This is a genomic window from Longispora sp. NPDC051575 (assembly GCF_040681875.1).
Lineage (GTDB): Bacteria > Actinomycetota > Actinomycetes > Mycobacteriales > Micromonosporaceae > Longispora.
In genome coordinates this window covers 304,249-323,458 of record NZ_JBFAZP010000001.1, presented here as the reverse complement: position 1 = coordinate 323,458, position 19,210 = coordinate 304,249, and the positions used below count along the sequence as shown (strand labels likewise).

The 19,210-nt window shown below is 74.0% G+C and carries 18 protein-coding genes; 6 read left to right on the top strand and 12 right to left on the bottom strand.

The window, feature by feature from the left end; all coding sequences use genetic code 11:
• Positions 1 to 48: 48 nt before the first annotated feature.
• Both AB0M43_RS01360 and AB0M43_RS01355 read left to right on the top strand, forming a co-directional pair.
• On the top strand, positions 49 to 1,029 hold the full coding sequence (locus tag AB0M43_RS01360; protein ID WP_363720021.1) for a DUF5937 family protein: 981 nt from the start codon (positions 49 to 51) through the stop codon (positions 1,027 to 1,029).
• A gap of 43 nt (positions 1,030 to 1,072) precedes the next feature.
• On the top strand, positions 1,073 to 1,810 hold the full coding sequence (locus AB0M43_RS01355; RefSeq protein ID WP_363720019.1) for a VOC family protein: 738 nt from the start codon (positions 1,073 to 1,075) through the stop codon (positions 1,808 to 1,810).
• Positions 1,811 to 1,871: 61 nt separating this feature from the next.
• Here the strand turns inward: AB0M43_RS01355 and AB0M43_RS01350 are convergent, their stop codons facing one another.
• The 7 genes from AB0M43_RS01350 to AB0M43_RS01320 form a co-directional block, all read right to left on the bottom strand.
• A complete protein-coding gene (locus AB0M43_RS01350) occupies positions 1,872 to 2,597 on the bottom strand; it encodes a TIGR03089 family protein (protein ID WP_363720017.1) in 726 nt (241 codons plus the stop codon).
• Positions 2,598 to 2,679: 82 nt separating this feature from the next.
• The gene (locus tag AB0M43_RS01345) at positions 2,680 to 4,185 is read right to left on the bottom strand and encodes a carboxylesterase family protein (RefSeq protein ID WP_363720015.1); all 1,506 of its coding nucleotides are present in this window, start codon (positions 4,183 to 4,185) and stop codon (positions 2,680 to 2,682) included.
• 84 nt (positions 4,186 to 4,269) lie between these two features.
• Complete coding sequence (locus AB0M43_RS01340; protein ID WP_363720013.1) at positions 4,270 to 5,310, bottom strand: winged helix DNA-binding domain-containing protein; 1,041 nt, start codon at positions 5,308 to 5,310, stop codon at positions 4,270 to 4,272.
• A 29-nt stretch (positions 5,311 to 5,339) separates the two neighbouring features.
• Positions 5,340 to 5,900, bottom strand: a complete 561-nt coding sequence (locus AB0M43_RS01335; RefSeq protein ID WP_363720012.1) for a DoxX family protein — start codon at positions 5,898 to 5,900, stop codon at positions 5,340 to 5,342.
• A 198-nt stretch (positions 5,901 to 6,098) separates the two neighbouring features.
• On the bottom strand, positions 6,099 to 7,292 hold the full coding sequence (gene wecB / locus AB0M43_RS01330) for a UDP-N-acetylglucosamine 2-epimerase (non-hydrolyzing) (RefSeq protein WP_363720010.1): 1,194 nt from the start codon (positions 7,290 to 7,292) through the stop codon (positions 6,099 to 6,101).
• A 28-nt stretch (positions 7,293 to 7,320) separates the two neighbouring features.
• Positions 7,321 to 8,568, bottom strand: coding sequence for a glycosyltransferase (locus AB0M43_RS01325; RefSeq protein ID WP_363720008.1), 1,248 nt, complete (start codon positions 8,566 to 8,568; stop codon positions 7,321 to 7,323).
• A 1-nt stretch (position 8,569) separates the two neighbouring features.
• Positions 8,570 to 8,737, bottom strand: a complete 168-nt coding sequence (locus AB0M43_RS01320) for an LPXTG cell wall anchor domain-containing protein (protein WP_363720007.1) — start codon at positions 8,735 to 8,737, stop codon at positions 8,570 to 8,572.
• A gap of 389 nt (positions 8,738 to 9,126) precedes the next feature.
• Here AB0M43_RS01320 and AB0M43_RS01315 point away from each other — a divergent pair, with 389 nt between their 5' ends.
• Positions 9,127 to 10,869, top strand: coding sequence for a polysaccharide deacetylase family protein (locus AB0M43_RS01315; RefSeq protein ID WP_363720006.1), 1,743 nt, complete (start codon positions 9,127 to 9,129; stop codon positions 10,867 to 10,869).
• A 2-nt stretch (positions 10,870 to 10,871) separates the two neighbouring features.
• The gene (locus tag AB0M43_RS01310) at positions 10,872 to 11,618 is read left to right on the top strand and encodes a hypothetical protein (protein WP_363720005.1); all 747 of its coding nucleotides are present in this window, start codon (positions 10,872 to 10,874) and stop codon (positions 11,616 to 11,618) included.
• On the opposite strand, the gene AB0M43_RS01305 is transcribed toward AB0M43_RS01310, so the two are convergent.
• The 5 genes from AB0M43_RS01305 to AB0M43_RS01285 all read right to left on the bottom strand — a co-directional run bounded on the left by AB0M43_RS01305 (position 11,575) and on the right by AB0M43_RS01285 (position 16,993).
• The gene (locus AB0M43_RS01305; RefSeq protein WP_363720004.1) at positions 11,575 to 12,699 is read right to left on the bottom strand and encodes a hypothetical protein; all 1,125 of its coding nucleotides are present in this window, start codon (positions 12,697 to 12,699) and stop codon (positions 11,575 to 11,577) included. The two genes, AB0M43_RS01310 and AB0M43_RS01305, sit on opposite strands and share 44 nt — an antisense overlap.
• Before the next feature lie 3 nt (positions 12,700 to 12,702).
• Positions 12,703 to 13,035, bottom strand: a complete 333-nt coding sequence (locus AB0M43_RS01300; RefSeq protein ID WP_363720919.1) for a PadR family transcriptional regulator — start codon at positions 13,033 to 13,035, stop codon at positions 12,703 to 12,705.
• 86 nt (positions 13,036 to 13,121) lie between these two features.
• On the bottom strand, positions 13,122 to 13,355 hold the full coding sequence (locus tag AB0M43_RS01295; RefSeq protein WP_363720003.1) for a lipopolysaccharide assembly protein LapA domain-containing protein: 234 nt from the start codon (positions 13,353 to 13,355) through the stop codon (positions 13,122 to 13,124).
• 138 nt (positions 13,356 to 13,493) lie between these two features.
• Positions 13,494 to 16,544: a M48 family metalloprotease gene (locus AB0M43_RS01290; RefSeq protein WP_363720002.1), complete on the bottom strand. Its 3,051-nt coding sequence runs from the start codon at positions 16,542 to 16,544 to the stop codon at positions 13,494 to 13,496.
• Positions 16,541 to 16,993, bottom strand: a complete 453-nt coding sequence (locus tag AB0M43_RS01285; protein ID WP_363720000.1) for a hypothetical protein — start codon at positions 16,991 to 16,993, stop codon at positions 16,541 to 16,543. Before AB0M43_RS01285 ends, AB0M43_RS01290 begins: the two co-directional genes overlap by 4 nt.
• Before the next feature lie 315 nt (positions 16,994 to 17,308).
• On the opposite strand from AB0M43_RS01285, the gene AB0M43_RS01280 reads away from it, so the two are divergent.
• Together AB0M43_RS01280 and AB0M43_RS01275 are read left to right on the top strand one after the other, a co-directional pair.
• Positions 17,309 to 17,788, top strand: coding sequence for a sigma-70 family RNA polymerase sigma factor (locus tag AB0M43_RS01280; RefSeq protein WP_363719999.1), 480 nt, complete (start codon positions 17,309 to 17,311; stop codon positions 17,786 to 17,788).
• Positions 17,781 to 19,097, top strand: a complete 1,317-nt coding sequence (locus AB0M43_RS01275; protein ID WP_363719998.1) for a hypothetical protein — start codon at positions 17,781 to 17,783, stop codon at positions 19,095 to 19,097. The genes AB0M43_RS01280 and AB0M43_RS01275 overlap by 8 nt, the downstream gene beginning before the upstream one ends.
• Positions 19,098 to 19,210: the final 113 nt, after the last annotated feature.

The following is a 19,210-nucleotide window of genomic DNA, read 5'->3' as shown; positions in this document are numbered from 1 at the left end:
GCCGTCCCGCGCGGGCCAATCTTACGTCCGGTGGCGTAACCTCGGTGGATGCTGCGCTTCGAGGCGACCGTCGGGGACCTGGTCCGCAGCCGGTTCGGCATCTCCCCGCTCTGGGAGCTCAACGGGCTGATCAAGGTGCTCGCCGGCCGGCACGGGCACCGGCTGCCGCCGTCCTGGTCGGCCCGGCTCACCCCGGTGTTCGGGCGACTCCGCCGCGAGGTACCCCTCGATGCCGTTCTCGCTCTGCACACCCCCGGCCACGGCGCCGGCTTCATCGTCCCGCCCCCGCAGGGCCTCGCCCAGACGTGGGAGGCCGACCTCGCGACCGTCCGCGCCACCGACCCCGCCACGGCGCGCGCCGAGATCGACGAGTGCCTCCGCCGCCGCCCCTCGGGCCTCGACGTCCTGACCCGCCCCGACGTCGTCGACCGGCTCGCCGACGCCCTGGACGCCGCCTGGCACGGCCTGCTCGCCGCCGACTGGCCCCAGCTCCGGGCGATCCTGGAACGCGACGTGCTGCACCGCTCCGGGCTCCTCGGCCGCACCGGCTGGGCGGCGGCGCTCGAAGGCCTGCACCCCCGGGTCCGCTGGCGCGCCGACGGCATCGAGATGCTCGACATCCGCGAGGACACCCGGGTTCCGCTCGGCGGCGACGGCCTGCTGCTCGTGCCGTCGGTCTTCGTCTGGCCGCGGGTCGCCGCGCACACCGAACCGCCGTGGCCCAAGACCCTGACCTACCCGGCCCGCGGCGTCGGGGCCCTGTGGCAGCCGACCGCCGCGCCCGACGCCGAACCGCTCGGCCAGCTCCTCGGCCGGTCCCGGGCCCGGCTGCTGCTGGCGCTCGACGAGCCGGCCAGCGGTACCCAGCTCGCCCGCTCCCTCGCCATGGCCCCCGGCGCGGTCGGCGACCACCTCACCGTCCTGCTCCGCGCCGGGCTGCTCGACCGGGCCCGGTCCGGCCGCTCCGTGCTCTACCGCCGCACCCCGCTGGGCGACGCCCTGGCCGGCGGCGCACCCTGGCCCGCGTGAGGTCACCGGGGCCCCGCCCGGATGATCATCTAGGATCGCCGGTATGGCGACACGGCTGGTGCAGATCAACATGAAGGCCCGCGACGACCAGGCGCTGGGCGGCTTCTGGGCGGCGGCGCTCGGCTGGGGGATCTCCAGCGAGGGACCCGGCGTGACCAACCTCGAACCCGAGGGCTTCGTCTACCCCGACCCGGCCGCCGTCTGCATCGACCTCATCGCCTCCCCGGAGCCGAAGACCGTGCGGAACCGCCTGCGCGTCGACCTCGCCACCACCTCGGACGCCCACCGGGCGGAGCTGGTCGCGCGCCTGACCGGCCTCGGGGCGACCCCCGCCGACGCGGGCCGGGCCGACGGGCCGTGGACGGCGATGGCCGACCCGGAGGGCAACGAGTTCCGGGTGCTGGAGCCCCGGGAGGTCTACCGGGACACCGGACCCATCGCCGCCGTCGTGGTCGACTGCGTGGATCCGCGGGCCATGGCCCGGTTCTGGGGCCGGGCCACGGACTGGACCGTGTCCGAGGTGACCGACGACCGCGCGGTACTGCGCTCCGCCGCGGGCGTCGGCCCGTACCTGGAGTTCGTCCGCGTACCCGACGCGAAGACGGTGTGGAACCGCGTCCACCTCGACGTCCGCCCCTACCCGGGGGACGACGCGCGGGCCGAGGCGGCCAGGCTGCGGGCGCTCGGCGCCACGGCCGTCGATCTGGGCGACAGCGACATCTCGTGGACGGTCCTCGCCGACCCGGAGGGCAACGAGTTCTGCCTGCTCGCCCCGGGCTGACCCGGGCCCGCCGCGACGGGGCGGGAGGACGCACGCCCGCTCGGCGGGCGGCCCGGCCCCGTCAGCGCAGGCCGGCCAGCGTGGCCTCGTCGAGATGGGCGTGCAGCAGGATCGACGCGCCCACCGACAGCGGCGCGAGCAGCCACAGCAGCGGCTCCTCGGACGCGGTCACGTCGACCAGCAGCCGGTCGCCGGGCCGGACGCCCAGGTGCTCGGCGACGCCCCGGGCCGCCCGGGCCCACTCCTCGTAGGTGGTGCCGTCCGGGCTCGCCGCGTCGTCGGCCCGGACCTCCGCGTAGGCCGGCGTGACATCCGGGAAGCGGCCGACCTCGTCGAGGAAGTCGAGGTAGAAACCCTCGGCGGGCGGCCGTTCGGCGTCCCCGGGCGCGAGGTTCAGGACGAACTTGTGGTTGGCCGCCGGCACGGTCTCCAACCAGCTGCCGAGCCGGCCGCGCGTGACGAACACCGCGTCGAACGGCGCGTCGGAGTCCTGGGCGCCGGACAGCCCCGCCGTCGCCCACGGCCGGAACGACACGGACAGCCCGAGCGACCAGGCGCCCAGCAGCACGGCGGCGGTCTGCCAGTGCGGCGGGGACAGGACCGCGACCCGGTCGCCGGACCGCAGCCCGCACCCGTCGCGCAGCAGGCTCGCGGTCCGGGCGACCCAGCCGCCGAGGTCCGCGGCGCTCAGCTCGACGTGCTCGCCGGTGGCGTCGTCGCGGTAGGTCAGCAGGGGCCGATCGACGCGGACGGCGTCGCCGACGAGTGCCAGCAGGACGGTGGACAACGGCTGCTCCCGGGTTCGACGGTCGGTCTCCGCAGCCCAGTCTAGGAGCCCCGGCACCGGCCGCTCCCGACCGGCACCGGCGCTACGAACCGGTCAGCGGCAACGCCGGGAAGATGTGGTCCCGCCAGATCAGCCGGGAGGCCTCCTCCGGATAGGCGGTGACGGCCTGCCCCGCGTCGAAGACCCGCGTCAGCCGCCGCCCGTCGTCGTAGGCCGGCCAGCCGGGGTCACCGTGCGTGGCGAACGCGATCCACGCGGCGCGCATCTGGCCGGACAGCGCCTCCGCCTCGGGGGAGGGCCCCTCGCCGATCAGCATCGCGGGCTGCCCGCTGTCGAGATTGCCGAAGACGAGGGGTACGTCGAGGCCGTGGCAGGCGCCGAGGACACCACCCATCCCCGGGGCGGACCAGGTCAGCTCATAGAGGAAGGCACGCCCGCCGCCGGTGGTCTGCGCCCGGGCGAGGTGCAGGGACGGCATGCGGAACAGCCGGTCGGAGTTGACCAGTTCGTACAGCTCCGCCGGTCCCGCCGAGGGGAAGGCCTCGCGGTACCGGCGGGCGCCGTCCGGGCCGGGGCTGAGGTTGTCGAGCGCGGCCGCCGCCAGCTCCGGGGTCACCTGTCCGAGCAGGCCGTCGAGGGCGGTGAGCAGCCGCTGCTCGTCGCGCGTGTGGCCCACGAGCAGCTCGACGCCGTGGCCGGCGCCGTCGGCCAGGGCCTGCCACGGGGTGACGGGGAGGGTGTCCTCGTCGAGGACGGGGGAGAACGGGATCGTCCGGTGCGCGGCCAGTCCCCAGCGGTGCGCCCACTGCCCGATCCTGGCGGTGACCGCGTCCCCGGCGGCGGGCAGCAGGGCCGGGGCCACGGTGGACAGGTCGGCCACGGTGGGCCGGAGCCCCAGTTCGGCGGCGAAGGCGGTGGCGATCTCGGCGGCGAGTTCCGCCGTGAAGTACGTGCCCTGCACGCTCTGCGCGATGGCGCGGCGGAACAGCCCGGCCGCGCGCGGCATCGCCAGCAGCGCGGCGACCGATCCGCCCCCGGCCGACTGGCCGAAGACGGTCACCCGGTCGGGGTCGCCACCGAAGGCGCGGATGTTGTCGCGGACCCATTCCAGGGCGGCTACCTGGTCGAGCAGGCCCCGGTTGGCGGGAGCCCCCTCGATCCGCGCGAACCCCTCGATGCCGACCCGGTAGTTGAACGTCACCACCACGACGCCGTCCCGGGCGAGCCGGGTGCCGTCCCATTCGGGGAGGCCGGACATGCCGATCGTGTAGGCGCCGCCCTGGATCCACACCATGACCGGGAGCCCCGCGCCCGGATCCGGGGCGGGGGAGAACACGTTGACGGTCAGCCAGTCCCCGCCCGCGTCCCGCGCCAGGGTGTCCATCCCGAACACGCCGGCCTGTGGGGGCGGCGGGCCGAACGACAGGGCGTCGCGCACCCCGTCCCGGGCGCGCACCGGCTCGGGCGCGGCGAACCGGCGCGCGCCGACGGGCGGCTCGGCGAACGGGATGCCACGGAACACGGCCACGTCCGACTCCCAGACGCCGCGCAGTGCTCCGGACACCGGACGGACCTCGACATGGGGCACGTGGCTACTCCCTCACAGGGTGGGTCGAACCCGACACGGAACCAGCCCGGATCATCCCGCCGCGTCACGCCGCACGCCAGCCATTTACCCACGGGCGACGGCGAGGCGGACGGGTTCGCCCAGAAACCTGCCCAGGTCGGCGGCCTCGGCCTCCAGCCCCGCGACCGCCCCCGCCGACAGCGCGCCGAACGGCTCCACGGTCGCGGTGCCGCGTTCGAGCCGCCACGTGCCGACGGCCGACCCGGCGACCAGGACGGTCGGCGCGATCATGCCGCCCCCGGTGTTGATCCGCTGGGCGTGCGCCGGGTCGACGTCGCGGGCCCGGTACCCCAACAGGTACGCGTCGAACGCGCCCAGCAGCCGGGCCGGCCCCTCCCGGTCGGGGCCGAGGTCCGTGCCGGCGAGCGCGAACCCGGACCCGGCGGGCCGCAGCTCGGCCCGGATCGCGTCGAAGGCCCGCCGCGCCGTGCCCACCGGCAGCCCCGACCAGGCGGCGAGGTCCTCGGGGCCGGCGACCCCGTGCCCGGCGAGATACCGGCGGGCCAGCTCGGCGAGCGGGTCGTCAGGTACGGGCGAGGGCGGTACCCAGTCGTCGAGCAGCGTGTAGGTCTCCTCGGGCCCGCAGCAGACCAGCCCCCGGTGTGCGGCGAACGCGAGCAGGTGCGCCGGGGCCTGGGACCGTCCGTCCAGGGGGAACCCGTGCCTCGCGAGCCGTTCGACGATCGCGTCCCGGCTGAGCGGACCGTCGGCGAGGACCGTCGCCAGTGCCGCCAGGCCCCGTTCGGACACCTCGTCGTCGAGCCCGAGCTGGTACCGCCGCCCCCGGCCGGCCCGGGCGAACCGCGGCCCGAGCAGCCCCACGGTCCACCGCACGTCGGCGGCGGCCAGCAGGTGCAGGGTGCCCCGCATCGCCCAGGTGCGGACCACGGAACCGTCGGCGCGGGCCGCGTCCACCTCGGCCCTGGTCAGGCCGGCGCTGCGGACCCGCACCGCCAACCGGGCGGCGGGCGTGGCCTGGGCCTGGACGGGGACCCGGGCCACGACGGCGGCGACCGTGGCCACGGGGGCGGCCAGGAGCTGGGCGCGGAGCCGGACGGCCCGGACCGCCTCGTCGGTGAGCTGCACGGGAACCACCCTAGCCACCGGGCAGCGGCTCAGAACTGGGTGTGGGTCATCGTGTACCACGTCGGGCCGAACACCAGCAGGGCCAGCGCGGCGACGACCGCGACCGATCCGAGTACCCGGCCGGTGGTGAGGGGGCCCGACCGGACGGGCCGCGGGGTCCACCGTCCGAACGCGACGAACGCCGCCACGCCGCCCAGCACGACGTTGGCCGGGACCAGCTCGTACTCGCCGCGCAGGACGTGGAAGCCCGCCGCGAGGACCATCGTCAGGGCCAGGCCGGCGCCCGCGAGCGGCGTCAGGGTCGGCGCGACCCGGGTCAGCGCGGGCAGGATCAGGCCGAGGCCGCCGAGCACCTCGACGATCCCGATGAGGACGATCAGCGACTGGGGGACCGCCGCGTACCAGGCCACGGCCCGGGGCGCCGCCGCGTACAGGGCGTCGTCGTAGAGCAGTACCTTGCCGAAGCCGCTGCCGGCGAAGAAGAAGCCGCCCAGCACCTGCAGTACCCATAGTGAGCCGTTGAGCTTCCTACCGGTCCGGCGTCCGGTTCCGTCGACGCCGATCGGGTTCGCGCTGATCTGGGTGTCCATGGCGGTCGTTCCTTCGCTTCCAGCGGCCCCGGTGGGGCTGTCGTCGGAAGTGATCTGACCACCGGTGTGCCGGGGAGCGCGCCGTCCGTGGGACAGCGTGGGACACGCGAGACGCGCTCCACCTGCGGAAACAGGAACCGGAAAAGGGGCGGCGGACTGGGACGACCCGCATCGGGCGACCTTCGCCCGCCGGCCCCGTCAGCGCAGGGCTTCGGTCAGCCGCGCGCTCGGCTGCAGGCTGGCCAGCGCCGGCAGTGCCTGGGCGGCCGAGGTGGCCCGCTGCTCCCACAGCATCCGCACGATTGCCTCCTCGGCCTGCGCCCCGGCGGTCCCGTCCCCGAACGGGTTCACGACGGTGCTCATCCGCCGGTGCTGTTCCGGGTCGGTGAGGAGCAGGTCGGCGGCGGCGAGGATCACCGCCGGGTCGGTGCCGACGAGTTGGGCGCAGCCGGCTTCGATGGCCTCGACGCGTTCGGTGACCTCGCGCAGCACCAGGACGGGTACCCCGAAGGTGGGTGCCTCCTCCTGGATGCCGCCGGAGTCGGACAGGACGAGGTGGCTGGCGGCGAGGAGCCGGGTGAGGTCCTGGTAGGGCAGCGGGTCGGTGATGGTGACCCGGGGCAGGTGGGCGAGCCCGTTGTCGACCTGGGCGCGCACGTCCGGGTTCGGGTGGCTCGGGAGCACGATCCGCAGGTCGGGATAGCGGTCGTGCAGGGTCGCCACGGCGCCCAGGATGTGGTCGAGCGGTTCGCCCCAGGATTCGCGGCGGTGCGCGGTGACGAGGACGACGCGGTGCCCGCCGGCGAGGATGTCCTCGAGGCGGGGGTCGGTGACGGGGTGGTTGCGGGCGGCGACGGCGAGGGCCGCGTCCACGACGGTGTTGCCGGTCAGCACGACCTCGCCGGGAACGCCTTCGCGGCGCAGGTTCTCCTCCGCCCGGGTGGTCGGGGCCAGGTTGAGCTGGCTGATCTGCCCGACGAGCCGGCGGTTGGCCTCCTCCGGGAACGGCGACGCCAGGTCCCCGGACCGCAGGCCCGCTTCCAGGTGCACGACAGGGATCCGGCGCCAGAAGGCGGCCAGTGCCCCGGCGAGGGTGCTCGTCGTGTCGCCGTGCACGACCACGGCGGCGGGGTTCGTCGCGGCGAGATGTGCGTCGAGACCGGTCAGGATCTGCGTGACCAGCTCCGGCTGCGTCCCGGTCCGCCGGTCCAGGGTCAGGGCGACATCCACCTCCAGCCCGAACGCCGCCAGGGCCTCGGCGACCATGGTCGGGTGCTGGCCGGTGGCCACGATGACGGGGGTGATCCGGCCGGCCGCGCGGGCTGCGAGCACCAGCGGCGCGATCTTGATGGCTTCCGGGCGGGTGCCGACGACGAGGTGAACCTCGGTCATGGGGTCTCCTCGACGATGGTTGCTGTGGTCATGCGGGTTCTTCGATGACGCGGTCGGTCTTGGCCCAGGTGCCGCGTCCGGTCAGGTGCCGGCCGAGGCCGCGCAGGGTGGCCAGTAGGCCGATGAGCAGGAAGAAAGGATAAGCCACCCCGGCGGTCACGCATCGCCACAGCGACGCGTCCCCGAGGCTGACCCGGTGCACCAACGCCCAGAACAGGCCGGCGACGGCCATCGTCCCGAACAGGGTCCCGATGGTGGCGCCGACGAGGGCCGCGTCCAGGTCACGCCAGGCGAGGGCCAGGCCGGCCGGGGCGGCGACGAGGCCGACGATCGTCAGCCACGGGGCGAGGAGGTAGTACATCATGTCCAGCAGGGCGGCGTTGCCGACCCGGCGGGAGGCGACCAGCTTCGGCGCGTAGCGCAGGCACTGCAGGTTCCCCTGCGCCCAGCGGGTCCGCTGCCGCAACAGCCGCCGCGCGTCGACCAGGCCCTGCTGGGTGATGGCGACCTGCGGGATGTAGCGGATCCGCACCCCGCGCAGGTGCAGGCGCAGCCCGAGTTCGAGGTCCTCCACCAGGCACTCCGACCAGGGGTCCTCCCCCAGGGAGCCCAGCGCGGACAGCCGGGTGAACTGGCCGTTGCCGCCCAACGCCACGGCGTTCACGCGGTCGCGGAGGGTCTGCCCGGCGTTGGCGATGGCGGCGAACTCCAGGTCCTGCAACGCGGCCAGGGTGTGCTTGCGGTTGTGGATCCGCACCCGGCACTGCACCGCACCCACCCGGGGATCGCGGAAGTACTCGGCCACGGTGTCCAACGCGCCCGGCTCCATCCGGCCGTCGCCGTCGATGACGCCGATGACGACATCCTCCGGATGCAGACCGTTTTCCGCAGTCACCTGACGGATATACCGGTACGCGGCATTGAGGGCCTGCCCCTTGCCCTGTCGGGCGAGCGGAGCGGTCCGCCGGAACACCTGGATGCGCGGGTCCACGATCATCGACAGCACCACGCCGGTGTCGTCGTCGGAACCGTCGTCGACGACCAGGACCCGCACCGGTGTACCCGGCGACGAGAGTTCCGCCGCCGCGTACACCGTGCGGTCCACCACACGTTCCTCGTTGAGACAGGGAACGATGATCCAGTACTGCGCCGGACGGGGCGCGGTGGCCCGTCGGCGCCGGGCGGGACGGGTGCCGCCCCACGACGCGAACGCCATCAGCAGAATGTGCGCCGGCCAGGCGAGCAAGAGCACCAGGCCGATGACGGAACGCGTCACCTCAGACGTCAGTGCGGCGACGGCCGCTGCGGATCAGCAGCACACCACCCACCAGCAGAGCCACACCGGCGGCGATGACGCCGACCAGACTCACACCGGTTACGGGGAGGGTGGCAGCGCCGCCACCGATCACGACAACCGGGACAACGGGGACCTTGGTCTGACTCATGAACTGTTCCTTCGGGATGCAAGTAACCGGGAGGCAGATCGTTCCATGACTATGCCCCCCGCGTTCCGCAAGTGTGAGACATCCGACTCTCACGACGGACATCACCGGACCGAATCAAGTTTTCCCTGCTGGGAGGCCCAATATGGACATGAGCGGAGAGTTGGTGATGGCTCGTCCCATCCTGGTTCGCACCATTTGAAAAGGGGTTGCGTACCGGGAACTGTCGGCTATCCGCCAGCCAAACGGTCCCTGATGCTGAGCCCGGGCATGCCTTATTGTCACCGCTGTGCAGTCGCGCGCCCAGCCGGCGACGAGTACCGCCCTGCCGCCACCCCCACGATCGGAGCATGTGAATGAAAACCCGCCTCAGGGCAGGTTTGGCCGCCTCGATGCTGGCCTTGCTGGTACCCGTGCTCTCCGCGCCGGCCGACGCCGCGCCCCGCGACACCCGCCACGGCCACGGCCATGGCCACGACCACGGCAAGCAGGGCAGCGAGACGGTCGACAAGTCCTCGCTGCCGGCCCCGCCCCGTCCGCAGCAGGCCCGCCCGACCCAGCGGATCGTAAAGCCCACGGTCCAGCGGCAGAAGGCCCCGGTGCGCACGTCGGCCGGCCAGACGCTCGCGCCGGCCAACGCCAAGACGGCCGCCGGCGTGAAGACGGGCGCCAACACCCTCGTCCTGTACGACGCCACCGGCCCCTACGCCTGGCTCGGCGAGATCTACGGCACCCAGAACGCGCAGCTGCTCTCGCACTTCGGGTCCTGGACCGCGCACCCGGTCGGCGACTACGTCGCGGGCGAGATGGCCGGCTTCACGGCCGTGTTCTACGCGGGCTCCACCTATGACGAGCCCCTGCCGGTCGCCTTCCTCGACGACGTGCTCGCCGACACGAAGCCGGTTGTGTGGGCATATGACAACATCTGGCAGCTCACCGCGCGCAGCGCCTCGTTCGGCACGGACTACGGGTTCATGTGGTCCGGGTTCGACTTCGCCTCGGTCAGCCAGGTGCAGTACAAGACCCGGGCGCTGACCCGGGACCCGCAGAACGCCGGCGGGATCATGAACGTGTCCATCTCCGACCCGACCAAGGCGACCAGCCTGGCGACGGCGGTCCGGGCCGACGGCACCACGTTCCCGTGGGCGGTCAAGGCGCGCAACCTGACCTACGTCGGGGAGATCCCGTTCTCCTACGTCACGCACGATGACCGCTACATCGCGTACAGCGACCTGCTGTACGGCACGATCGCGCCGCAGACCGCCGAGCGGCACCGGGCGCTGGTCCGGATCGAGGACGTCGGGCCGGACTCCGACCCGGACGAGCTGCGCGCGATCGCCGACTACCTGAAGTCCAAGAACGTGCCGTTCTCCGTCGCCGTCTACCCTGAGTACCGCGACCCGCTGGGCGCGCAGCACAACGGCGTGCCGACCACGCTGAAGATGCGCAACGCGCCCCTCGTGATCAGCGCGTTGAAGTACATGGTGACGAAGGGGGGCACGCTGCTGATGCACGGCTACACGCACCAGTTCTCCAACGTGGTCAACCCCTACGACGGGGAGAGCGCCAACGACTTCGAGTTCTACAGCGCGCACGTCGACCCGGTCACCAACTCGGTGATCTACGACGGCCCGGTCCCCGGTGACTCCTACAACTACGCGGCCGGCCGGATCGCCTCCGCGTTCGCCGAGTTCGCCGCGTCCGGGCTGCCGAAGCCGACCATCTTCGAGTTCCCGCACTACGCGGGCAGCGCGGTCGACTACCAGGCGGCCAAGGACAAGGTCGGCGTCCGCTACGACCGTCCGCTGCACTTCACCGGGCAGCTGTCCGGCGGGGCGCCGGACTACACGAAGACCGTGGGCCAGTTCTTCCCGTACCTGGTGCGGGACGTGCACGGTTCCGTGGTCATCCCGGAGAACCTGGGCAACATCGAGCCGGACCAGTACAACAACCACCCGGCCCGGCTGCCCGCCGACATCATCGCCACCGCGCAGCGCAACCTCGCGGTCCGCGACGGCATGGCCAGCTTCTTCTACCACCCGTACCTCGGTACGGCGTACCTGAAGACGACGGTCGAGGGTATCCAGGCCAGCGGGTACACGTTCGTCTCCGCCGCAGCGGTGCAGGTGCCCTGATCGTGCGACGAAGCCGGTGGCTGGCGGCGCTGTGCGTGCCCGCGGTGCTCCTGACCGCGTGCACGGCGGCGCCGGCCCCGGCCCCCTCCCCGACGCCGGAGTCCGCTCCGGCGTCGGGGGCGTACCCCTCCACCCCGGGCACCTCGCCGTCGCCCGGGGCGGCCCGCACGTCGGGCCCCGCACCCGTTCCCCTCGCGGGGGACTGGACCGCGACGATCTACTACACCGCCGTCCAGTCGATGCACACCGGACCGGCGAAGACCGTCAAGGGCTGCCCGGTCCTGGACTGCTCCCGGGGCGACACCGACCTCGGCAGCTACCCGTCGGACTTCATCCAGGCCGTGAAGGACGAGGGCACCGGCCGGATCACGGGCGGCAAGCACGCCGGCAAGTACCTGAACTGGTCCCACGACGTCGGGTACTGGCTCGACACCGCCCCGCGCGACAGCCACGGCGGCACCCTCGTACCGTTCGTCTCCGCCGCCGCCGACCCGAACGTGCTGGCCAGGGGCGTGCGCCTCGTGCTCACGGCCTGCGGGTCGGACGAGTCCGGGGACCCGGTGGACGACAAGGTCTGCGCGCGGCTCCGCCAGGCCGAGTGGACCATCACGGACGAGTTCACCCCGGGCCTGGGCGGTTCGCGGCACATCGACCTCTACGTGGGGGAGGAGACCGGACCCGGCTTCACGAAGGGTCCCTGGTTCATCACCCTGACGAAGGCCCGGGTCTCGAAGCTCCCTCCGGGGTAGGCAACGGGCGGTGCGCGCGGATCGGTGCCGCGGCCAGCGCCAGGGCGACGACCGCCAACGCGAGGATCACCGTCGCCACCGCCCGGACGACGGCCAGCTCCTGGATCGCGGACAGGATGATGGCCGGCACCACGGTGATGAACATGGCCGACTCCCACGACCCTCCACTGAGCCCGGCGCCCACCGCGAACTGGAGCTGCAGCAGGTCCGTGAAGCCCATGACGACGAGGATCGGCACGGCGCAGACCGTCGTCGCCGCCTTCACCCCGCCCTGGTGCCTGCGGTAGCGCTGCAGGATCCACACCGTCAGCGTCCAGCCGAACACCGTGCCCGCCACGAACCCGGCGACGGCGACGGCCGTGAGGTCGGACAGCTGCCGCTCGAACCGCAGGTGCAGCGCCGGCCCGCCGCCGGAGTCGTGGTAGGCGGCCACCTGGACCGTCAGGCCGTCCTTGTCCGCGCCGAAGTGCCGGGTGCCGTCCTCCTGGATGGTGAGGTCGTCGACCTGCCAGCCGTCGGCGGCCAGCCGCTCCCGGGCGTCGTCCACAGTCGACGGGAGCAGGTGGGCGGGGGTCCAGAAGACGACCGACACGTGGTCGACGCCGCCGTTCTCCTCGAACGGGTCGTCGAAGGTCACGACCTGGTCGCCGTCGGGCCGCCAGTCCTCGGGGCAGAAGTAGGTGCACGCGACGACCGGCCCGGCGGGGTTGCGCGGCGTCTGTCCGGTCGCGAGCCGCGCGGCGGCCACGGCCTCCCGTTCGCTGGGCACCGAGGCGGTGGCGGCGTAGGTCATCGCGAGGGTCGCCGCGCCGGCCGAACCGAGGAACAGCACGGCCACCACCGTGACGAACACGTACTGCAGGCCGGTGGGCGGCCGGAACCGGCACCGCAGACCCCGGCCGACGATGTCGAGGGCGTCCGCGAAGGACGGTCGCCGCTGACCGGGCCGGGAACCTTCGAGGAGGGTACTGAGGATCTCCAGGCCCCGCTCCCGGCGGTACCAGTTCGGATAGGCCCACAGCAGGCGGCGGTACCGGCGGCGCAACCGCTCACTGGCGTCGACCGGCTCGGCGGTGTCCACGGCTCAGACCGCCGGGGACGGGTCGGCGTGGCCGTGGTGGCGGAGGCGGGCGGCGGCCACGGCGGCGTTGGCCCGCAGCTTGGCCACCTCCACGCCCAGCCTGGCCGCCCCCGCGTCGGTGAGCCGGTAGTAGCGCCGCAGCCGACCCTGGACGGCCTCCTCGGAGTCGACCACGACCAGCCCGCCCTCGGTCAGCCTGTCCAGCACCGCGTACAGCGTGCCGGCCCGCAGGCTCACCCGGCCTTTGGAGAGCTCGCCGACGGCCTGCAACACGGCGTACCCGTGGAGTGGTCGGCCCGCCAGGGCGGTCAGGATGAAGAAGGTGGGCTCCTGCATGCTCATGCCGCCGAAGCTACCGAGTCCCGGTATATGAAGTCAAGAAGACTATCGATGGGTACGGGATGGCTGCCCACGCCGCCCGGTCAGCGCCTCCGGCGGAACCAGGGGAAGATCGAGCCGACGACCAGCCCGGCCACGAACAGCACCAGCATCCACAGCCAGGCCGGCGCGTTGAACTCCCAGCCCAGGAAGCTGACCTTGCCGTTGGCGGTGTTCTGGAAGACGAACACCAGCGCCAGTACGGCGATGACCAGACCGATGACCAGCTTCGGCGACAGGGCCGGGGCCCGCCGCTCGCCGTCGACCGCACCGCTCATGGGTCACGCACCTCCCCGGGTCCGCCGCGGACGCCGCCCGCCGGTGCCGGTCGGGCGTGTTCGCGGTCGAACAACAGTCTCGCCGAACGGCCGCGACGGGGGAGCCGATCACCGAATATCGGCGGGACCCGGTGCTGGTCACCGCTGGGCGCGCAACCTCTCGATGAGCGCGGCCGGGGCGGTGGCGAGCAGCTGCCCGGCGTACCGGGGGACGGCGGCGGACGGGGGCCTGCCGGTGTAGGTGTAGGTGACGCCCACGACGATCTGGTTGCGGCCGACGAGGACGTGCGCCTCCGTCGACGTCGTCCGGGTCAGCCGGCCGCCCGCCGTGCCCTGGACGACCTGGTGGTAGCGGTACGACGGGTAGGGCAGGGCGAGGTCCGCGCCGTCGGCGAGCGTGCCGTGCAGCAGACGGTCGTCGGCGCCGTCGTAGGGCCAGGCGAAGCTGGGGCACCGGGCGACCTCGCCGCGGATCGTCCCGAGATCCGGGCGCGGCGTGCGGAACGAGATCACCCGGACCGTGACGTTCATAGCGATGTTGGGCTCGGGGGTGAAGTCGTACCGCCGGACCGCTTGCCCCGTCCGGGGCAGGGCGTTCTCGGCGGCGGCGTCGGCGGCGAAGAGCTCACCGCACCGGGCGGGCTCCGTCTCCGTCAGTCCCGGGTGGGCGTCGGGCACCGATTCCCGGTACCCGGCGGGGAGCAGCGGCGTGACCCCCGCGACGACGGCCACCGCCGCCCGGTCGTCGAGTGACCGGCCGGGGTCCGCGGTGCCGCCCGGGGCCGGACCCGGTCCGACGGGCGAGGGGAGCGCCGCGGGTGGCCGTGTCGGCGCGACCGGCCGGTTGACGACGGCGTCGTTGAGCGACCAGTCGTGGGGTCCGATCGCGACCGCCGCGAGGGCGCCCCAGAACAGCGCGGCGACCAGGGTCCCCACGAGCGCCGTCGTGCCGAGGGCCACCGTCGCGGTCCGCCACGGCGCGACCCGTCGCCGCCGGATCGCTCCCGTGGTCAGGAACACCGCCGGCAGGGTGGCGACCGTCGTCACGAACAGCAGCCACAGCGGCATCTCCACCGAGTAGGACAGCGTTGACAGGTTCCAGCCGAAACCGCTGGTCGCGGCACTGAGGAACGTCACCACCCCGGCCAGGGCCGCCGTCCCGAAGCCCGCCGCGAGGGCCCCCGGGAACCCGGCACCCGTGGCCGCCGGCCGCCGGTCGGGCTCCATCGTCGGCGCGCGGTCGGCGTGCGTGAGCAGGAGTACGGCCGTCACCGCCCAGCCGGCCAGCGCGCAGGCCCACCACCGTTGATGGACGAGCAGGTTGACGAGGTCGCCCGACACCTCCGGCCGGAACCGGAGCACCCAGGACACCCCGCCGCCCAGGCCGCCGACGACGATCGCGGGCAGCGCGACCGGTGCCAGCCGGCGCAGGTGGCGGTCCGCGCGGATCCGCGCCAGGAGCGGACCGCGTTCCAGCGGCGGTTCGATCCGGCGTCCCGGGGCGCGTGCGGCCAGGGCGGTGAGTCCGAGACACACCACCAGGACCGGGGCCAGGTACCGCCACCCACCGTAGTGGCCCCCCATCGAACTGACGAGCGTCCGGTCCTGGGCGGCGCTGCGGTTCACGATGTGGATGGACAGGACGGTGAAGGTGACGCTCCACGTCGCGGTGCCGGCCAGCGCCGCCGTCACCACGGCCAGCACCGTCGCCGCACGCCGACGACCGGCGGAGACGCCGACCGCGAGGCAGACCGCGAGGACCGTGACGCCCAGGGTGACGGCCGCGAGGACCAGGCAGGAGAACGCCAGGTCGTCGCCGAACTGGCTGTCGCTGACGGGCACCCCGCCGGGGATCTGCGCCGCGTAGCCGCCCGCGACCCCCGCCACGGACCCGAGGACGGGACCCCACCAGCTCCGCGACCCGCCCCGTGCCCGGCGGACCCACGCCGGGACGAGCACTCCCGCCCACAGCAGCGCCGCCAGGCCGAGGCCGACGTCGGAGGGGACGCGCGCGTCGTGCGGCACCCGGTTGAGCACGTCGGAGAGGACGACGATCGTGTGCTGGAACGCGAACATCGCCACCAGCCCGGCGAGGGCCGCGACCGCGAAGCCGCCCTCGGAGCCCTCCACCGCGCCCGGTGGCGGATCGGCCCGGACGGCGGGCGGCGGGTGGGTGGCCGCGAGCCCCCGCGCCCGGACCCCGACGGCCCCGGCCCGCGCCAGGAACCCGGTCCCGCCGGAACCGCGCACGGGGGCGGGGACCCCGTCCGGGTCGAGGCCGAACGCCGCCCGCAGCTCGGAGCGGCCGCCCAGCACCCGGACGGCGTAGGCGTCCGCCAGGAGTTCGCGGCGGCGCAGCAGTGCCACCCGCAGCACCAGCACCACCACGGACAGGACGGCGGCCAGGACCAGGGACCGGCCGAACAGCAGGCGCAGCGTGTCCGGCCGGGTCAGGAACGGGCCGAGCACGGCGAGCAGCAGCGGCACCCCGAGCCAGCCGGACCACCAGACCGCCGAGGTCCACAACAGGTCGCGCGCCCGGACGTGCGCCAGCTCGTGCAGTACCACGAGATCGAACTGTCCTGGTTCGGCGTAGGCGTAGCTGGCGGGCACCGCGACCCACGGCCGGGCGAACGGCAGCCCGGTGGCGAAGGCCTGCCCGGACAGGCTCCCCGGCGCGGTGAGCAGCAGCCTGGGCCTGCGGCGGCCGGTCAGCCGCCAGACGTCGCACCACCGGTCGAACCGGTCGGCCGCCGCGCGGGCCGCGTCCGTCGCCGCGAGCGGGGTGCGGCCCCGCCGCAGCCGGGCGCGGGTCACCAGGCCGCCGCCGACCATCAGCAGCCACACCACGGCCACCGTGCCGACCGACCCGACGATCATCGCGACGCCCTGGCGGAAGTTGAGGGTCCCGGCGCACTCCGCGATCTGCCGCGACGTCGCCAGGTTCCGGTCCGCCGCCGTGGCCGTCAGGCTGAGCCCCCGGTCGGACAGGCAGTCCTGCGCGGCGGTCATGCCGCCCAGGTCGTGGGCGTAGTACAGGGCCTGGGCCGCCCCGCCTCCCAGCGCGACCAGGGCGGCGGCCACCAGCGCGTACACCCACCACAGTTGGCGGGGCCGCTCGACGCCGGCGACCCGGTCCCAGTCGACGGCGGGGTACCTGCCCCCGTCGGGTGCGGCGGCGACGGTCACGACCCGGATCTGGGGGCGAGCATCGCCCGGTGCAGCGCGCCGTGCGCCGCGTCGGCCAGGGCGGTCGCCTGGGCGGTGGTCAGGCCGAGCGCGGTGCCGTGCAGCACGCAGGTGACCCGGAAGATCTCCAGCTGATGGGCGTCGAGGGTGATCTGTACCTGGGGGATCGCGACGTCCTTCCGCCGGCGCCACCACCGCCGCCGGGTCCACGCGACGAGCGCGGCCGTGCCGAGGATCTGCGCGAACGTACTGGTCAGCAGGGGGTAGATGATGCCGCCGGTGACCGTCGGTTCGATGTCGGAGTCGACCGTGCCCGCGAGCCAGCCCCAGCGCCGGGGCCGGGGCGCCCCCGCGTTCCACTGGGCGGTGACCGCCTCCAGCAGTTCGAGCTGGTCCGGGTCGGTGGTGGCGACCACCTGGCGGGCCAGGTCGGCCAACGTGATGGTCACGCTCGTCTCCCGCGCGTCGCCTGCTGCGGATCCGCTGTCTGTCACGGGTGGGCACCCCACTTTCGTCGGGACGGTCGGGGACTCGCGCGGATCCGGGGCGGCCGACGGTGGACGAGGCCCGTGACGAACGGGGCTCGCCCTCGGGCCGCAGGTCGAGGGGCCTTCCGCGAAGCCGGTTCCTGTAAACGCTACTGCGGGTGACCCCAGAGGATAGAAGCGGATATATGACACAGCCTCGGGTGCGGGACCGCGCGAAGTTTCCGGCCCCCGGACCGCAACCGAACCGGCCCCTCGCGCGCCTTGCACACTGTGACCGTGACTCTGGCTCCCGGCGTGTCCGACGACGTGGGGTTCCGCGCCGTCTACGCCGACCATTTCGTGCCCCTGGTCCGGCTGGCCTACGTGACCACCGGCGGGTGGCCGGCCGCCGAGGACCTGGTCCAGGACGTCTTCGTCGACCTGTACCGCCGACGCGACTCGGTCACCGACCCAGTCGCCTGGCTGCGGCACGCGACCGTGAACCGGTGCACCTCCTGGGTGCGGCGCCGGATCGTCGAGCGCCGGCACCACCGCACCGAACAGCCGGGCGTCGTCACCCCGGCCGGGGCGGACGCGGTGGCGGTCCGGGCGGCCCTGGCCAGGCTGCGGCCCCGGCACCGGGCGGCCGTGTTCCTGCGGTACTACCTGGACCTGTCCGAGGCCGAGATCGCCGCCGCGCTGGGCTGCCGGCCGGGCACCGTGAAGTCCCTGCTGCACCGGGGCCTGGCCGTACTGAAGGAGCAGCTCGATGTCTGAGTCCCGGATCGCCGCGGCGCTGCGCGAGTTCGCCGAGTCCGCCCCCGCCCGACCCGACGTCACCGCGGTCATGACCCGGCCCGCCCGCCGGACGTGGCTGGTCCCGACGCTCGCCGCGGCGGCCGTGGCCCTGGTGCTGGCCCTCGTCGTGCTCGTCCCCGTCCCGGGCGGCCAGCCTCCGGCGGCGGGCGGACGACCGAGCCTGCCCGCCAGGTTCCCCGCGTTCTCCCACCTCCAGGGCACGATGTCGGGCCCGTTCGGCCGCGCGGTCGCCGTCTACTACAACGGCACCGGCCACGAGGACTTCGGCTTCCCCCAGCGGATCGTCGCGGGCGCCGACCGCGACGCCTACCGCGCGCTGGAGGTGCCCGGCCCCAGCTACGGCGGCAGCCACCTGCGACTGTTCCCCGACGGCCGGCGGATCATGTTCGCCAGCGACGGCGCGAGCGGGGTGCTGATCCTCCTCGACCTGACCACGGGGAGGACCGTGCGGGTCCCGGCGCAGCCCCGGGCCTATGTCCGTCCGCTCTCCATCTCCCCGGACGGCCGGTACGTCGCCTACGGCATCGACGGCCCGTTCCGGGGCGGTAGCGGCCCGGTGTACCTGCTCGACCTGGCGACCGGCACCAGTACGGCGCTGAGCTCCACCGACGTGGAGACCGCCGCGTTCTCCCCGGACGGCACCCGGCTGGCGATCCAGGAGACGGCCGGCGAGTACGAGGTGAAGCCGGTCCGCATCCTCCGGCTGGACGGCACGGTGGAACGCACCCTGGCCCCGCCCCGGGACGCCCGGTGGTTCCAGCTGGCCGGCCCGGAGGCATGGTCCCCGGACGGCCGGTTCCTGGTCGGCGTGTCGATCGACGGCGACGTGCGGGCCTACCAGTTCACCGACGCGACGGGTACCGGGGCGGCGGTCCCGGCGGCGGTCCGCGCCGAGTCCCTGTTCCCCCGGGCCTCGGGCCAACCGGTCCTCGGGTGGCGGTCACCGACCCGGATGCTGGTCAGCGGCGGCGACGTGGACGGCACGACGTCGAACCTGATCTCCGAGGTGGACGTCACGACCGGTGCCTACCACGTGGTCAGCCGGTTCGAGGTCGGCCCGCGCGACGACCTGGCCGTGCTCGACGTCCAGCTCGCCACCGGGCTGCTCGCCGACCTGGCCGTCCGGCCCGGCGGCGACCCGGACCGGGGGCCGTGGCCGACCTGGGCGCTGGTGACCTCGCTGCTCTGCGCCTCGCCGTTCGTGCTGGGCGCGGGGCTGTGGTGGCGGCTCCGCACCCGGCGCGCGAAGTCCCCGGTACCCCAATGAATTGAAGTTTGACAATGTCTTGAGGCTCCGCGACGACTCCCGGGTGGGATCCTCGAGCCAGCCGCGTCCCGGGGCGCCCGGCCCGCGGCGTCCGTCCGCGCACCATCGTCCGG

Bases quoted from the DNA above. Each gene is read 5' to 3' on its own strand.
- AB0M43_RS01335 (WP_363720012.1), bottom strand. From the start codon at position 5,900: ATGGACACCCAGATCAGCGCGAACCCGATCGGCGTCGACGGAACCGGA.
- AB0M43_RS01300 (WP_363720919.1), bottom strand. From the start codon at position 13,035: ATGCAGGAGCCCACCTTCTTCATCCTGACCGCCCTGGCGGGCCGACCA.
- AB0M43_RS01320 (WP_363720007.1), bottom strand. From the start codon at position 8,737: ATGAGTCAGACCAAGGTCCCCGTTGTCCCGGTTGTCGTGATCGGTGGC.
- AB0M43_RS01275 (WP_363719998.1), top strand. From the start codon at position 17,781: ATGTCTGAGTCCCGGATCGCCGCGGCGCTGCGCGAGTTCGCCGAGTCC.
- AB0M43_RS01360 (WP_363720021.1), top strand. From the start codon at position 49: ATGCTGCGCTTCGAGGCGACCGTCGGGGACCTGGTCCGCAGCCGGTTC.
- AB0M43_RS01355 (WP_363720019.1), top strand. From the start codon at position 1,073: ATGGCGACACGGCTGGTGCAGATCAACATGAAGGCCCGCGACGACCAG.
- wecB (WP_363720010.1), bottom strand. From the start codon at position 7,292: ATGACCGAGGTTCACCTCGTCGTCGGCACCCGCCCGGAAGCCATCAAG.
- AB0M43_RS01295 (WP_363720003.1), bottom strand. From the start codon at position 13,355: ATGAGCGGTGCGGTCGACGGCGAGCGGCGGGCCCCGGCCCTGTCGCCG.
- AB0M43_RS01315 (WP_363720006.1), top strand. From the start codon at position 9,127: ATGCTGGCCTTGCTGGTACCCGTGCTCTCCGCGCCGGCCGACGCCGCG.